Here is a 14,296-nt window from a genome sequence, read left to right on the forward strand (position 1 = left end):
GTCTCCTGGTTTTATTTATGCTTGTGGTGCTACGGGCATTTCATGCCCCTCAGGGCGTCGCGCGCGGGGCCACGCGCGAGAACAGCGGCGCCGGACGGTAGTCGCGGTCGATATGGCAACCGCCGGCGAACCGCGCGGAAGCGGTCGCGCAGGCGGCCTCGATGTCGGCGACGGCGGGCTTCTTGCCGCTGTCGATCCAGCCCATCAGGGTGGCGAACACCGCCACGTACTGCGGGTCGGCCAGCTTGCTGTGTTCCTTTTCGCGGGTATACGCCTGCAGCAGCAGGTGGTCGCGGCCGGCCGCCTGCAGGGTCGCCCGGTAGGCGTCCTCGTACTCGACCATGGCCACCGGATCGTCGATCGCATGCAGGGTGATGACCGGGACGTCGACCTTGCCGCCCAGGTCGGACTCCGCGGCCAGCGCGGCGACCGCGGCGGGGTCGGCGTCGAAGCGCGGTACGCCGCGGTTGAGCGCCGCATCGTCGTCCGAGCCGTGGTAGACCACGTGCCGGTTGTCGAACGGGTTGCCATGGCCGATGCGCTGGACCAGGTCGCGGAACGTGAAAGTGGCCCAGTTCAGGTGCGATTGCAGCGAGCGTTCGGGCACGCGAATCACGCCGAGGATGTTGGCGAGCCGGCGCTGTTGCGCCGGGCTGCGCTCGGCCGCCGGCCGCGCCAGGCCCAGGCATTCGTCGGCGCGCGCCGCCAGTTCCTTGTTCTTCAGCGTCGCAGCCGGCGGCAGCCCCATCCACAGCGGATACTGCGGCTCGTCCGGGCGCGGGTGGTTATTGCAATAGAACTGGTAGACCGCGCGCAGGTCGGCGCGGTGCAGGTAGTTGCGGGTGCCCCCGGCCAGCATGCCGTTGGTCAGCACGACGCCGTCGTAAGCCGGCTTGCCGTCGCCGGCGCCGGGAAACATCTCGATCGCCTTGGCGGCGATATTGCCGCCCCACGACTGGCCGTGCAGGATGGTGCGGCGCGGCTGGCCGAAGCGGCCCACGAACAGCTGGCGCAGGTTCTCGACGTCTTCGGCGGCCAGCTTGACGCCATAGCCTGGCCGCCGATAGGCCGAGCCAGCCCAGGCGAAGCCCTGTTTCACCGTCACCGCGAAGCGCTCCAGGTCTTCCACGTTATTGTCGTTGGTGGCGTGCGACATGCGCGGCCCGCCGTGGGCATGCACCACCAGCGAGCGGTTCCACTGGTGCGGAATGGCGATCCAGTAATTGGCGCCGTTGTGGTCGGCGCCGCGGTAGCAGCGCGCCACCTCGGTGAGCTCGGCGGGACAGGCCGCTTCGGACTGGGCCAGGGCCGGCATGGCGGCCAGGGCCAGCACCGGGACCAGGACGGCGGCGGCGATACAGCGTGGCAGGGTGGGCAAGATCGATCTCCGTTGTAAGTATTCATCCATACTAATGAGCTCGTCTTTCAATGTAAAATATCTTGAAAGAAGCATCTCCATACATAAAAAATATTGAGGGGAGACATGGAACTCAGACACCTGCGCTACTTCGTGGTAGTCGCCGAGGAAGGCCATTTCACGCGCGCGGCGGAGCGCCTCGGCATGCAGCAGCCGCCGCTGAGCCAGCAGATCCGCGCGCTCGAGCAGGAGCTCGGCTTCGAGCTGTTCCGGCGCCATCCGAAGGGCGCCGCGCTGACCGCCGGCGGCCAGGTCTTCCTGGAAGAAGCGCGGGCCATCCTGCTGCAGCTCGATATGGCGGTGGAGCGCGCCGAGCGCGCCAGCCAGGGCGTCGAGGGCGCCCTGTCGATCGGCTTCACCAGCTCGGCCGCAGCCCACCACGCCATTCCGGCGCTGACCCGTGCCTACCGCGAACAGTGGCCGAAAGTCGCGCTCGAATTCTGCGAACGCAACGCGGCCGAGCTGACCGAGGCGGTCGCGCAGGGCAAGCTCGACATCGCCTTCCTGCGCCGCCCCGTCAGCCGGCCGGAAGGATTGACCTTCCACACCCTGCTCGAAGAAGAGATGCTGCTGGTGCTGCCGAGCGGCCATGCGGCGATCCCGCGCCACGCCGTGGGCACGCGGCCGGCGGTGCCGCTGCTGGCCCTGCGCGACGAGCGCTTCATCCTGGTGCGGCGCAGCGGCGCTCCCGGCATGTACGGCAACCTGATCGAAGCCTGCGTCCAGGCCGGCTTCGTGCCCCACGTCGCGATCGAGGTCGAGCGCATGCTGACCAATATCAGCCTGGTCGCGGCCGGGGCCGGGGTGTCGGCGGTGCCAGCCTCGATGCAGGGCCTCCATGCCCAAAGCGTTGTCTACTGCACGATCCAGGATGCGCCGCCGACCCTGGCCGCGCCGCTGACGATGATGTGGCGCGACGACGGCCAGCGCCCGCCGGTCGGCCACATGGTGGCGCTGGCCAGGCGCATGCCGGCGCAAGCCGCCTAGGCCGGCGATGCGCGGCGCTGGCGCCCTGCGCTCTTCCCGAGTCCTGGTCGGCGCGGTCTTCGCCGGCATCGTCGTCGGCCTGGTGGCGCCGGCCTGGGCGCTCCGCCTCAAGCCGCTGGTCGAGGTCTTCGTCACCTTGCTCGGCTGGCTGGCCTTGCCGCTGCTGGTGTGCATGCTGGCCGCGAGCAGCGCCGACGCGCGCCATGGACTACGGCTCGGACGCCTCGGCATGGTCGCGGCGCTGTATTTCGCCGCGATGTCGCTGCTGTCGCTGGTGCTCGGAATGCTCACCGCCTGGCTGCTGGAACCGGGCACCGCGCTGTACCCGGGCCCGGGCGCGGCGGTGGCGGCGACGCCGCGCGTCAGCCTCGACCGCGTTTCCGGACTGACCGCGCTGCATGTGAACGTCGTGCTCCTGCTGTTCGCGATACCCGTGGGCCTGCTGGTACGTGCCTGCGCGGCATCGCGGGTGGGCGATGCGATCGAGCGCTGCCGCGCGTTCCTGCTGCGCGCGATCAACCTGCTGCTGCTGTTCTCTCCCCTGGCCGCCTTCAGCGCCGTGGCGTACACGGTGGGCCGGTATGGCGCGCACGCCCTGCTGCCCCTGCTCGCCTTCATCGTCGCGGTCAACCTGGCCAGCCTGCTGTTCGTGATCATCGGCCTGGGCACGGCGCTGCGCCTGGCCGGCATGCCGCTGCTGCGCCTGGTCGCCTACCTGCGCGACGAGCTGGTGCTGGTGGCGGCGACGGGATCGTCGATGGCGGGGTTGACGCCGCTGGCGCTCAAGCTCGACCGCCTCGGCTGCCCGCGGGCCCTGACGGCCGTCGTGCTGCCGTTGTCGTATTCGTTCAACCTGTCCGGCACCTATGTGTACATCGGCGCGGCGCTGGTATTCCTGGCGCAGGCAGCGCAGGTTGCGCTGGGCGTGGAACAGCTGCTTGCCATGATCGGGGTCGCGCTCCTGACCAGCCGGGCCGCCATCGGCGTCGCCGGATCGGGCTTCGCCACCCTGGCGACCACCGTGTCGGTGCTGCGCATCGTGCCGCTCGACATGGTGGCGATCCTGCTCGGCATCGACCGCACCATGAAGTGCCGGCTCCTGACCAATGTGATCGGCCATGGCGTCGCCTGCATCGCCCTGGCCGCCTGCGTGGGCGGGCTCGATCGCGCGGCGGCGCGGCGCGAACTCGGCTTGCGTAGTTAGGGCGCTGTGCCGGGATGCGCGGACACGGTATTACCGCGAAGCCTGTCCCGGGCACAGGTCCCGCAGCGAAGCTCCCAATTCTTCCGACACCGCGTCCAGGTCGGGATTTCAGGCACATATTCTCGAATACCAGCGCGCCAGGCACGGTGATTAACGAGGATTTACTTGGTGTCAGTCCCGTCCTGCAGCAGGCGCGCAGCGATGCCGCGCTCTTCCTCGGGCGAGAAGAAATAGGGATAAAAGGAACGCGCGCCAATATCGACGCCGCGGCTGAAGGACCCACCGACCGCCGCGACCTGTTGCGCCACATAGGCCAGGCTGACGTGCAGCAGGTAGGAAGGCGCATTCACCCGCGCATTCGTCTTCAGCTCGCCCACCTGGCGAAACCCGAGCATGCGCTGGTAGAAGCGGCGATGGCGCGGATTGACCTCGATGACCGCGTCGGTGCAACCATGCATTTCGCGCGCGTAGATGAAGGCCAGGTGGAATACGCTGGCCAGCGCATGCCGGGACTGGCCGGTGTGATCGAAGGCCAGCTTGGTGACTTCGCACAGGCGCGCGCCATCGCGCCGGAACACGTCCAGCTCGTCCTTGTACATATGGTCGGCCATCAGGCCATGTCCGGCGTCGACGCCGATGGTCAGCGTGCCTACCACCTCGTCGCCATCGGCCGCGGTCAGGGTGATGCGGTGCGGGTCGTCGGCATCCAGGCCGGCGCCCCGATAGCCGCGCCAGGCGTACATGCGCTCGATCAGCAGGCTGGCGCCGCTGCGGCCATCGGTGCTGTCAGGAGAACGGATGCCATAGCGGGGACGGGTCATGCTTGATTATAACAAAAACAACATTATTATCAACAACGCAACTCTATCGTGCGCACATCACTATGTGTTGGTTAGCTCTGGCCACTCGCCGGACGCGGCCTGGCCCTTGCCAGCTGGCGATCGAGCGCATTGGCGAAATTCTGGCGGTCCGCCTGGCTGAAGGCGGCCGGGCCGCCGGTATCGACGCCGCTGCCGCGCAGCTCTTCCATGAAGGCGCGCATCGTCAATTGCTGGGCGATGGTGTCTTTCGTGTACCACTCGCCGCGCGGATTGAGCGGCAGTCCGCCCTTGTCCAGTACCAGCGCGGCCAGCGGAATATCGCCGGTCACGACGATGTCGCCACGGTTCACGCGCTCGACGATCTCGGCATCGGCCACGTCGGGCCCGGCCGGCACCTGCAGCGCGCGGATGAAACGCGAGCCCGGCACCCGGATCAGCTGGTTCGCGACCAGCGTGACGTTCAGCTGCAGGCGCTCGGCGACCCGAAACAGGATGTCCTTGACGACGCCGGGACAGGCGTCGGCGTCGACCCAGATGTGCAGGTCTTGCGGCATTACTTGAGCCGGCAGGTCAGCACCCAATAGAATTCCCAGCGCGCGATCTTGATTTCGCGGCCAACCTTGTCCAGGCGCTTGCGCAGGTAGCTGTCGGTCGGGTAGTTCTTGACCAGCTCGTGGCGGTTGCCTTCGGCGTCGAGCTGGTATTCATGGGTATTGCCCTGCAAATCGGTGCGGGCGATGGTGGCGCTCTCGGTTTCGACGTAGTCGTCGTCGAAGATCACCAGCAGCACGTCCTTGCCCAGGCGTTTTTTCAGCGACAGCAGCAGGGATTCCTGCTGGTCGCGCGTCAGGCGCGACCACAGGCCGGCCATGAATACCGCCGTGAACTTGTCCTCTCCACTGCCCAGGTCGTCCGGCAGCGCCAGCGCATCGAGCAGGCGGTAGTCGACATTGTCCAGCTCTTCGCCGTGCATGCGCGCCAGGTCGAGCATGGCCACGCTGGCGTCGGTGGCCAGCACCGATGCGGCGGTTTCGCCCAGCACCTCGGTCCAGGCGCCGGTGCCGCAGCCCAGTTCCAGGATGCGATGGCCGCTCAGCAAGGTGGAGAGCTGCTCGCGCGCCTCGTCCAGGTCTTCCAGCTGCTCTTCCGAATATTCGGTGGCGGCGTTGTCGTAGTGGGCGGCGATGCCGTCGTAATAGGCGATCGTCGGGTTCACTGCGGTATGCTTGTCCATCTTTGATTCCATTACAGTTCGTAGTTTTCCCCACCGCGCATCGCCGACTCGACCATCTTGCGGGTCAGCGTCGGCGTCAGCAGTTCGATGAAGGTATAGATATAGCTGCGCAGATAGGCGCCCTGCTTGATCGCCACGCGCGAAGTGTTCATGCCGAACAGGTGGCCGACCGGCAGCGCGCGCAGGTTGCGGTCGCGCTCGGGGTCGAAGGCCATGCCGGCGATGATGCCGATGCCCATGCCCAGCTCGACATAGGTCTTGATCACGTCGGCGTCGATCGCTTCCAGCAGCACGTCCGGCTTCAGGCTGCGCAGGCTGAAGGCGTGGTCGATCTTGCTGCGGCCGGCGAAGGCGGCATCATACGTGATCACGGGGTAAGTAGCGATCTCTTCCAGTGAGATCGCGCGCGACTTGAACAGCGGGTGATCCGGCGGCGCCACCACCACGTGTTCCCACTGGTAAGCCGGCAAGGTGATCAGGCCGTCGATGGCCGTGATGGATTCGGTAGCGATCGCCAGGTCGGCCTGGTCGTTCTTGACCATGTCGGCGATCTGCTTGGGATTGCCCTGCAGCAGCGACAGGCGCACCTTCGGATACTTCTGCATGAAGCCCTGCACCACTTTCGGCAACATATAGCGCGCCTGGGTGTGGGTCGTGGCGATCGTGAAACTGCCGCTGTCGTGGGCCGCGTACTCCTTGCCGATGCGCTTCAAACTGTCGATCTCCTGCATGATCAGCTCGACCGACTGCAGCACCAGCCGGCCCGGCTCGGTCAGGCCGCGGATGCGCTTGCCGTGGCGGGTGAAGATGTCGACGCCCAGCTCTTCTTCCAGCTCGATGATGGCCTTCGAGACCCCGGGCTGCGAAGTGAACAATGCCTTGGCGGCATCGGTCAGATTGTAGTTCTGGCGCACGGCTTCGCGCACGAAGCGCAGTTGGTGGAGATTCATTTGATAATTATTGTTGCAAATTAAGCATCGGGGTGAGTGCGAACGACATTCTAAGATGCTTATTCGGGTTACGTATATAAGCAAATAAATTATCCGTAGTTTGGAATATAAGCTTAGCTCCGTATCATCGGGACATTATTTAATGGGCGAACACCATCCGCCTCCCTACACGGACACAGCACGGACCCAGCATATGTACCGCTACGACCATTACGACCACCTCATCGTGCGCGAGCGCATCGCCCAGTATCGCGACCAGGTCGCCCGCCGCCTCTCCGGCGAATTGCTGGAAGAAGAATTCTTGCCGCTGCGCCTGCAGAATGGCCTGTACATGCAGCGCCACGCCTATATGCTGCGCGTGGCCGTGCCCTACGGTCTGCTGTCCTCGAGCCAGGTGCGCATGTTCGCCCATATCGCCCGCAAGTATGACCGCGGCTACGGCCATTTCACCACGCGCCAGAACATCCAGTACAACTGGATCGAGCTCGAGCACACGCCAGACATCCTGACCGACCTGGCTTCGGTCGAGATGCATGCGATCCAAACCTCGGGCAACTGCATCCGCAACATTACCACCGACGAGTTCGCCGGTGTGGCGGCCGACGAGATCATCGATCCGCGCCCGTTCGCCGAAATCCTTCGCCAGTGGAGTACTTTCCACCCAGAATTCCTGGCCTTGCCGCGCAAGTTCAAGGTCGCCATCAATGGCGCCCTGGAAGACCGCGCCGCGATCGCCGTGCACGATATCGGCCTGACCGTCGTGTATAACGAGGCCGGCGAAGTCGGCTTCAAGTTCATGGCCGGTGGCGGCATGGGCCGCACCCCGATCCTGGGCAGCGTGATCCGCGACTTCCTGCCCTGGAAGCACCTGCTGACCTATACCGAAGCCGTGATGCGCGTGTATAACACCCACGGCCGCCGCGACAACAAATACAAGGCCCGCATCAAGATCCTGCTCAAGGCCTTGGGCGTCGAGGAATTCACCCGCCAGGTAGAGGCAGAATGGGCCGACCTGAAGGATGGTCCCGAGACCCTCACGCAAGAAGAATTCGACCGCGTCGCCAAATGGTTCCAGCCGCATGCCTATCGCGAACTGGCCGATACCGACGTCGCTGCCTCCCAACCTGATAATCGCGCCTTCGCTAACTGGCTCAACCGTAACGTGAAGCCGCACAAGGTGCCGGGCTATGCCGCCGTCGTGCTGTCGCTCAAGAAAACCGGCGTGCCGCCGGGCGACGCCACCGCCGAGCAGATGGACTTCGTGGCAGAGCTGGCCGACCGCTTCAGCTTTGCCCAGGTGCGCGTGACTCACGAGCAAAACCTGGTGCTGGCCGATGTCGAGCAAGGCAAATTGTTCGACGTGTGGCAGCTGGCCAAGTCGAAAGGCATGGCAACGCCGAATATCGGCTTGCTGACCGACATCATCGCCTGCCCTGGCGGCGACTATTGCTCGCTGGCGAATGCGAAATCGCTCCCGATCGCAGCCGCCATCGCCGAGCGCTTCGACGACCTCGACTTCCAGCACGATATCGGCGACATCGAATTGAATATCTCGGGCTGCATCAATGCCTGCGGCCACCACCACGTCGGCAATATCGGCGTGCTGGGCGTCGACAAGGATGGCAGCGAGTGGTACCAGGTCTCGATCGGCGGCGCCCAAGGCAATCAATCTGCCATCGGCAAGATCATCGGCCCGTCGTTCTCGGCGGTGCAGATGCCAGAAGTCATTGGCCGCCTGCTCGAAGTCTATGTCCGCTGTCGCATCGAAGGTGAGCGCTTCGTCGACACCGCGCAGCGCCTGGGCGTCGCCCCATTCAAGGAACACGTGTATGCCACGCCGATCCCGGCCGGCGAACTGGTAGGAGAAGACCACTATGCTTAATCGACACCCGCACATCATCAAGGGTCGCGAAGTGGTCGACGACGACTGGAGCGTCCTGACGCTTGACGAGGGACAAACGGCTGACACCGTCGAGGTCCCGGCCGGCAAGATCATCGTGCCGCTGGCCGTGTGGCTGGCCCAGCGCAATGTGCTGGCCGACCGGGCCGACTTGGGCGTGTGGCTGGCGCCAGACGAAAACGCCGCGGTGCTCAAGGACGACCTGCACCGCTTTGCCGTGATCGCCATCGATTTCCCGAAATTTACCGACGGCCGCGGCTATTCGATCGCCTACAACCTGCGCAAGCGCCTCGGCTGGACCGGCGAACTGCGCGCGATCGGCGACGTGCTGCGCGACCAGTTGTTCCAGATGGCGCGCTGCGGCTTCGACGCCTACGCCACCCGGCAAGACCGTAGCATCCACGACGCCGTCAAAGGCCTGTCGGTGTTCTCGGAAACCTACCAGGCGACGGTCGACAATCCGATCCCGCTGTTCCGTCGGGTACCACGCGACACGCCGGCCGAACACCGCGACATCGGCGCCGGCATCTAGGAGCTTTTACCATGAGCGACCTGCATCATCGCGTGGCTGAAACCCACGCGATACTGACCCGTATTGCCCGCGATTTCACGCCCGCCGTGTTCGCATCGAGCCTGGCGGCCGAAGACATGGTGCTGACCGACCTGATCTTGAAGGCGAAACTGCCGATCGCGATCTTCTCGCTCGAGACCGGCCGCCTGCATGCCGAGACGCTGTCGATGATCGATCGGGTAAAGGAAAACTACGATTACGACATCGCGCTGTACCGCCCGCAGCCGCAGGCAGTCGAGCGCTACGTCGCCGACCACGGCCTGAACGCTTTCTATGACAGCGTCGAGATGCGCAAGGAATGCTGCCGCATCCGCAAGGTCGAGCCGCTGGGCCGCGCCCTGGCCGGCAAGCGCGCCTGGATTACCGGCCAGCGCCGCGCGCAGTCGACGACGCGCGCCGAACTGGCGGTGCAAGAGGACGACCAGGGCCACGGCATGCAGAAGTTCAATCCGCTGGCCGACTGGAGCGAGCAGGATATCTGGGATTATCTGCGCACTAACGACGTGCCCTACAATGCCCTGCACGACCGCGGTTATCCGTCGATCGGCTGCGAACCGTGCACCCGCGCCATCCAGCCGGGCGAGGACGTGCGCGCCGGACGCTGGTGGTGGGAAAACCCCGAGTCGAAGGAATGCGGCCTGCACGTGGTGGACGGCAAACTCATTCGCATCAAATCCGTGGCCGCTTGAGCCACGCCCAATAAACGACAGGCACAGCCATGACAACTGTTAGCGACAACGTAGTACTCAGCGACGTCAACGCCGCCCACCTGGACGCGCTCGAATCCGAAGCGATCCACATCCTGCGCGAAGTGGCGGCCGAATGCAGCAATCCCGCCCTGCTGTTCTCGGGCGGCAAGGACTCGGTCGTCCTGCTGCGCCTGGCAGAAAAGGCTTTTCGCCCGGGTAAATTCCCCTTCCCGCTGGTGCACATCGACACCGGCCACAACTTCGACGAGGTGATCGCCTTCCGCGACGCCCGCGCAGCAGAACTGGGCGAGCGCCTGATCGTCGGCAGCGTCGAAGACTCGATCAAGCGCGGCACGGTGCGCCTGCGCAATCCGCAAACGGATTCGCGCAATGCGGCCCAAGCCGTCACCCTGCTGGAAACCATCGCCGAACACGGTTTCGACGCCTGCATCGGCGGCGCGCGGCGCGATGAAGAAAAGGCCCGCGCCAAGGAACGCATCTTCTCCTTCCGCGACGAATTCGGCCAGTGGGATCCGAAGGCCCAGCGCCCCGAGCTGTGGGACCTGTATAACACCCGCGTGCACCCGGGCGAGAATATGCGCGTGTTCCCGATCTCGAACTGGACCGAGCTCGATGTGTGGCAATACATCGCCCGCGAACAGCTGGCGCTGCCGTCGATTTACTTTGCCCACCAGCGCGAGGTGATTCCGCGTAACGGCCTGCTGGTGCCGCTGACGCCCTTGACCCCGGCGCGCGAAGGCGAGACGGTCGAGAACCGCGTCGTGCGCTTCCGTACCGTGGGCGACATCTCCTGCACCTGCCCGGTGGCATCAAGCGCCGATACCGTGGCCCGCATCATCGCCGAGACGGCCATCACCGACGTGACCGAACGCGGCGCGACCCGGATGGACGACCAGACCTCCGAAGCCTCGATGGAAAAACGCAAGAAAGCAGGATACTTCTGATGAACGCCCGCATTGACAACATCGCTGAAAAATTGAACGAACAAGCGGGTTCCACCCTGCTGCGCTTCATCACCGCCGGCTCGGTGGACGATGGCAAGAGCACCCTGATCGGCCGCCTGCTGTTCGACAGCAAGGGCATCTTCGCCGACCAGCTGGCCGCCGTCTCGCGCGCCAAGCACAAGCGCACCGTGGGCGACACCATCGACCTGTCGCTGCTGACCGACGGCCTGGAAGCCGAGCGCGAACAGGGCATCACGATCGACGTGGCCTACCGCTATTTCGCGACGCCGAAGCGCAAGTTCATCATCGCCGACACCCCGGGCCACGAGCAGTACACCCGCAATATGGTCACCGGCGCCTCGACCGCCGACGCCGTGATCATCCTGATCGACGTGTCGAAGGTGAAGCTGGGCGACGACGGCAGCGTCGAACTGCTGACCCAGACCAAGCGCCATTCGACCATCGCCAAGCTGCTGCAGATCGAGCATGTGATCGTGGCCGTGAACAAGATGGACCTGGTCGACTACGATCGCACCGTCTACGAGCGTATCGTGGCCGAGTACGCACAATTCGCCGCTTCGCTGGGCCTGAAGGACGTCACCGCGATCCCGCTGTCGGCGCTGGCCGGCGACAACGTCGTCGAGCGCTCGGACAAGCTGGCCTGGTACGACGGCCCGACCCTGATCGAGCTGCTCGAATCGCTGTCGGTCTACGACCAGTCGCACGCCGCGCCGTTCCGCTTCCCGGTGCAGCTGGTGGCGCGCCACAACGGCCATGAGGCGAACGACTTCCGCGGCTATATGGGCCGTATCGAGTCGGGCGTGGTCAAGGTCGGCGACAAGCTGCTCGTGCAGCCATCGAACCAGGGCGCGACCGTGAAAGAGATCGTCACCTTCGACGGCTCGCTGCAATCGGCCGTGGCCGGCCAGTCGGTGACCCTGGTGCTGAACGAATACGTCGACGTCTCGCGCGGCGACATGCTGGCCGGCAGCGAGCAGCCGGCGCTACTCCTCAAGCAGGTGACGGCCGACGTGTGCTGGATGGCCGACGAGCCGCTGGACCTGCGCCGCAAGTACTGGATCAAGCACGGCACGCGCCAGACCGCGGCCAAGGTGGCGCGCCTGGACACGATCCTGGACGTCAACACGCAACAGCGCCATCCTGCCGAGGGCCTGAAGCTGAACGATATCGCGCGCGTGCAGTTGACCGTGCAGCAGCCGCTGGCGGCCGACGCCTACGCCGACATCCGCGCCACCGGCGCCTTCATCCTGATCGACGAAGTCACCCACCAGACCGTCGCAGCGGGTATGATCCGCATCGAAGAGTAATGTTTTAAGAGGACGGGGTTGAATTCATGGCGGCGCTGGGAAAAGTGTATCTGGTAGGAGCCGGACCCGGCGCGGCCGACCTCATCACGGTACGCGGCGCGCGCCTGCTGGCCGAGGCCGACGTGGTGCTGTACGACGCCCTCGTCACGCCCGAGATGCTCGAGCTCTGTGTGCGGGCCGAGAAGATCTCGGTCGGCAAGCGCTCGGGCCAGCGCTCGATGGCGCAGACGCTGATCAACGAACAGCTGGTCGACTGCGCGCGACGCCATGCCCTCGTGGTGCGCCTCAAAGGCGGCGATCCGATGCTGTTCGGGCGCGCCGACGAAGAATTGCGCGCACTGGAAGCGCAAGGCATCGAGGTCGACGTCGTTCCCGGCATTACCACCGCGGTCGCCGCCGCCGCTGCAACAAAGCAGCCGTTGACGAAACGCGGGCTGGCGCGCAGCGTCGCCTTCTTTACGTCGAGCACGGCGCCGGACGAGCCGGACCATCCTGCCTTACCCGAAACCGACACCCTGGTCCAGTACATGGGCGGCCGCGAAGCCGCCGCCACCGCTGAACGGCTGCTGGCCGAAGGCCGCCGCGCCGACCTGCCGGTGGTGGTGGTCGAAAACTGCAGCCGCGCCGACGAGCGCATCCTGCGCCTGACCCTCAGCGACCTCGCGCTCGGCCTCGAGCCGGGCCACGGCCCGGTGCTGGTGATGATGGGCGAGGCGCTCGCCAGGCGCGAGCACCAGGCGGCTTAGCACACTTGGCAGGATCTTCCGTTGCTTAATAACTTGTACCACGCCCTCAGTCATGCTAATTTAGTTAACACGTTAACTAAATGGCGAATTCAATGCATCCAGAATCCTTCCACATCACGCATCCCGTACGTGGCAACATCGAAGGTAGCCTTTGGACGTCGACTGGAGCAAAGGCGGTCGTGCTTCTGCACCCCGGGACAGGGATCCCGCAACGCTATTACGAACCCTTCGCGCGCTACCTGTCGGAACTCGGGTTAAACGTCGCAACCTATGATTACCGTGGCACAGGACGGTCGCGGCCTGCCAGTTTGCGCGGCTTCACGGTTTCGATGTCCGACTGGATAGACGACGATGTGGGCGCAGTCACGCGCTGGGCGGCTGCACGCTTTCCCGCTCTACCATTGCTCGCTGTCGGGCACAGCCTGGGAGGGCATGCCCTTGCTCTATCATCGGATACGAACTCGCTACGCGCAGCCGTGCTCGTCGCTTCCCATGCTGGCGTGACTGCGACAATCAACTCAGTGACAGAACGAACCAAGGTCTGGATCGTCATGCGCGTCCTCGCCCCGCTGCTGTGCGCGGTGCTGGGCTATATGCCAGGAAGTAAACTCGGGCTTGGCGAGGACTTGCCGCGCGATGTGATGCTTCAATGGAGCCGCTGGACCACGCTGCCGTGCTATTTTTTTGATGATCCAGCCATGGACGCCGCGCGGCGCATGTCGCAAGTGCAGATACCACTTCTCGTGCTGGGCTTCGACGACGATCCGTGGGCCAATCCAGACGCGATCAGCATGCTCATCGCGCCACTTGCCAACGCAAGGATTGAGCGGCATCAGATTGCACCGCGCCACGCCGACATGCAAGCCATTGGGCACATGGGGTTCTTCCGCAAACCTTCGGAACGCTTATGGCCTCGGGTCGGATCCTGGTTACTGGAACAAGCCGAGCATATTAATGGCGTCCCTTCCGGCCTGGTCGATGACTTGCGAACGAAACAGGAGACGGTATGAGTAAAGAGGTCAAATCTCCTCGCTTTGTTTTTCTACTGAATCAAGCACAGCGAAGACTGCAGCGCTGGACCGAAACCAGGCCGGGAACCTGGGAAGGAATCAGCACAGCACAGGTCGGGCTTCTTTTCCTGCTGGCGTCGCGCAACCAGACTACCATTGGCGAGATTGCGCAAGCATTGCAGGTAGCGCCAGCCGCAACGACCAACCTGTCCAAGCGCATGGAGGCTGCTGGGCTGGTCGAACGGATTGCCGACCATGGTGACAGACGCGTGACCAGACTGCGGCTGACGCAAGCCGGCGAAAGTGCAAGCGGACAAAGCAGGGAGATGCTCAAGGAGCTGAACAAGCGGATAAGCGACGGCTTCTCGGGCGAAGAATTGGCGATCGTTGCGCGCTGGCTATCCCATGTCAGCGACCTGGAGCTTTAGTGGCAACCCAATTTCGTGGATTGCCACCCGTAAGCTGTCTTTAGCG

15 protein-coding genes are annotated in these 14,296 nt (G+C 64.6%); 10 read left to right on the forward strand and 5 right to left on the reverse strand.

Annotated elements, in window-relative coordinates; genetic code table 11:
* Window positions 1-49: 49 nt before the first annotated feature.
* The gene (locus E8M83_RS23165; protein ID WP_137175715.1) at window positions 50-1,378 is read right to left on the reverse strand and encodes a hypothetical protein; all 1,329 of its coding nucleotides are present in this window, start codon (window positions 1,376-1,378) and stop codon (window positions 50-52) included.
* A 105-nt stretch (window positions 1,379-1,483) separates the two neighbouring features.
* Between E8M83_RS23165 and E8M83_RS23170 the strand changes: the two genes are divergently transcribed.
* Together E8M83_RS23170 and E8M83_RS23175 are read left to right on the forward strand one after the other, a co-directional pair.
* Window positions 1,484-2,404, forward strand: coding sequence for a LysR family transcriptional regulator (locus tag E8M83_RS23170; RefSeq protein ID WP_137175716.1), 921 nt, complete (start codon window positions 1,484-1,486; stop codon window positions 2,402-2,404).
* A 7-nt stretch (window positions 2,405-2,411) separates the two neighbouring features.
* The gene (locus tag E8M83_RS23175; protein ID WP_137175717.1) at window positions 2,412-3,608 is read left to right on the forward strand and encodes a cation:dicarboxylate symporter family transporter; all 1,197 of its coding nucleotides are present in this window, start codon (window positions 2,412-2,414) and stop codon (window positions 3,606-3,608) included.
* A gap of 161 nt (window positions 3,609-3,769) precedes the next feature.
* On the opposite strand, the gene E8M83_RS23180 is transcribed toward E8M83_RS23175, so the two are convergent.
* The 4 genes from E8M83_RS23180 to E8M83_RS23195 form a co-directional block, all read right to left on the reverse strand.
* Window positions 3,770-4,429, reverse strand: coding sequence for an N-acetyltransferase (locus E8M83_RS23180; protein WP_137175718.1), 660 nt, complete (start codon window positions 4,427-4,429; stop codon window positions 3,770-3,772).
* Between the two features lie 71 nt (window positions 4,430-4,500).
* Window positions 4,501-4,971: a YaiI/YqxD family protein gene (locus E8M83_RS23185; RefSeq protein WP_137175880.1), complete on the reverse strand. Its 471-nt coding sequence runs from the start codon at window positions 4,969-4,971 to the stop codon at window positions 4,501-4,503.
* 11 nt (window positions 4,972-4,982) lie between these two features.
* On the reverse strand, window positions 4,983-5,663 hold the full coding sequence (locus E8M83_RS23190; RefSeq protein ID WP_137175719.1) for a class I SAM-dependent methyltransferase: 681 nt from the start codon (window positions 5,661-5,663) through the stop codon (window positions 4,983-4,985).
* Between the two features lie 11 nt (window positions 5,664-5,674).
* The gene (locus E8M83_RS23195) at window positions 5,675-6,613 is read right to left on the reverse strand and encodes a CysB family HTH-type transcriptional regulator (RefSeq protein ID WP_137175720.1); all 939 of its coding nucleotides are present in this window, start codon (window positions 6,611-6,613) and stop codon (window positions 5,675-5,677) included.
* A gap of 193 nt (window positions 6,614-6,806) precedes the next feature.
* Here E8M83_RS23195 and E8M83_RS23200 point away from each other — a divergent pair, with 193 nt between their 5' ends.
* From E8M83_RS23200 to E8M83_RS23235, 8 genes are all read left to right on the forward strand, one after another.
* Entirely contained in the window at window positions 6,807-8,495 is a 1,689-nt protein-coding gene (locus tag E8M83_RS23200; protein ID WP_137175721.1) for a nitrite/sulfite reductase, read from the forward strand.
* Window positions 8,488-9,045: a DUF934 domain-containing protein gene (locus tag E8M83_RS23205; protein ID WP_137175722.1), complete on the forward strand. Its 558-nt coding sequence runs from the start codon at window positions 8,488-8,490 to the stop codon at window positions 9,043-9,045. Before E8M83_RS23200 ends, E8M83_RS23205 begins: the two co-directional genes overlap by 8 nt.
* Window positions 9,046-9,056: 11 nt before the next feature.
* Window positions 9,057-9,773, forward strand: coding sequence for a phosphoadenylyl-sulfate reductase (locus tag E8M83_RS23210; protein ID WP_137175723.1), 717 nt, complete (start codon window positions 9,057-9,059; stop codon window positions 9,771-9,773).
* Between the two features lie 29 nt (window positions 9,774-9,802).
* The gene (gene cysD / locus E8M83_RS23215) at window positions 9,803-10,738 is read left to right on the forward strand and encodes a sulfate adenylyltransferase subunit CysD (protein ID WP_137175724.1); all 936 of its coding nucleotides are present in this window, start codon (window positions 9,803-9,805) and stop codon (window positions 10,736-10,738) included.
* Entirely contained in the window at window positions 10,738-12,066 is a 1,329-nt protein-coding gene (locus tag E8M83_RS23220) for a sulfate adenylyltransferase subunit 1 (RefSeq protein WP_137175725.1), read from the forward strand. The genes cysD and E8M83_RS23220 overlap by 1 nt, the downstream gene beginning before the upstream one ends.
* 26 nt (window positions 12,067-12,092) lie before the next feature.
* Window positions 12,093-12,812: a uroporphyrinogen-III C-methyltransferase gene (gene cobA, locus E8M83_RS23225; protein WP_137175726.1), complete on the forward strand. Its 720-nt coding sequence runs from the start codon at window positions 12,093-12,095 to the stop codon at window positions 12,810-12,812.
* Window positions 12,813-12,904: 92 nt separating this feature from the next.
* The gene (locus E8M83_RS23230; RefSeq protein ID WP_137175727.1) at window positions 12,905-13,822 is read left to right on the forward strand and encodes an alpha/beta fold hydrolase; all 918 of its coding nucleotides are present in this window, start codon (window positions 12,905-12,907) and stop codon (window positions 13,820-13,822) included.
* Window positions 13,819-14,250 (forward strand): MarR family winged helix-turn-helix transcriptional regulator, encoded by a 432-nt coding sequence (locus E8M83_RS23235; protein WP_137175728.1) that lies wholly within the window; start codon window positions 13,819-13,821, stop codon window positions 14,248-14,250. Before E8M83_RS23230 ends, E8M83_RS23235 begins: the two co-directional genes overlap by 4 nt.
* Window positions 14,251-14,296: the final 46 nt, after the last annotated feature.

Source organism: Massilia sp. HP4 (assembly GCF_005222695.1).
Taxonomy (GTDB): domain Bacteria; phylum Pseudomonadota; class Gammaproteobacteria; order Burkholderiales; family Burkholderiaceae_D; genus Telluria.

Excerpts from the sequence above, each read along its gene's own strand:
- E8M83_RS23170 (WP_137175716.1), top strand. The coding sequence starts at position 1,484 with ATGGAACTCAGACACCTGCGCTACTTCGTGGTAGTCGCCGAGGAAGGC.
- E8M83_RS23175 (WP_137175717.1), top strand. The coding sequence starts at position 2,412 with ATGCGCGGCGCTGGCGCCCTGCGCTCTTCCCGAGTCCTGGTCGGCGCG.
- E8M83_RS23180 (WP_137175718.1), bottom strand. The coding sequence starts at position 4,429 with ATGACCCGTCCCCGCTATGGCATCCGTTCTCCTGACAGCACCGATGGC.
- E8M83_RS23190 (WP_137175719.1), bottom strand. The coding sequence starts at position 5,663 with ATGGACAAGCATACCGCAGTGAACCCGACGATCGCCTATTACGACGGC.
- E8M83_RS23195 (WP_137175720.1), bottom strand. The coding sequence starts at position 6,613 with ATGAATCTCCACCAACTGCGCTTCGTGCGCGAAGCCGTGCGCCAGAAC.
- E8M83_RS23200 (WP_137175721.1), top strand. The coding sequence starts at position 6,807 with ATGTACCGCTACGACCATTACGACCACCTCATCGTGCGCGAGCGCATC.
- E8M83_RS23205 (WP_137175722.1), top strand. The coding sequence starts at position 8,488 with ATGCTTAATCGACACCCGCACATCATCAAGGGTCGCGAAGTGGTCGAC.
- E8M83_RS23210 (WP_137175723.1), top strand. The coding sequence starts at position 9,057 with ATGAGCGACCTGCATCATCGCGTGGCTGAAACCCACGCGATACTGACC.
- cysD (WP_137175724.1), top strand. The coding sequence starts at position 9,803 with ATGACAACTGTTAGCGACAACGTAGTACTCAGCGACGTCAACGCCGCC.
- E8M83_RS23220 (WP_137175725.1), top strand. The coding sequence starts at position 10,738 with ATGAACGCCCGCATTGACAACATCGCTGAAAAATTGAACGAACAAGCG.
- cobA (WP_137175726.1), top strand. The coding sequence starts at position 12,093 with ATGGCGGCGCTGGGAAAAGTGTATCTGGTAGGAGCCGGACCCGGCGCG.
- E8M83_RS23230 (WP_137175727.1), top strand. The coding sequence starts at position 12,905 with ATGCATCCAGAATCCTTCCACATCACGCATCCCGTACGTGGCAACATC.
- E8M83_RS23235 (WP_137175728.1), top strand. The coding sequence starts at position 13,819 with ATGAGTAAAGAGGTCAAATCTCCTCGCTTTGTTTTTCTACTGAATCAA.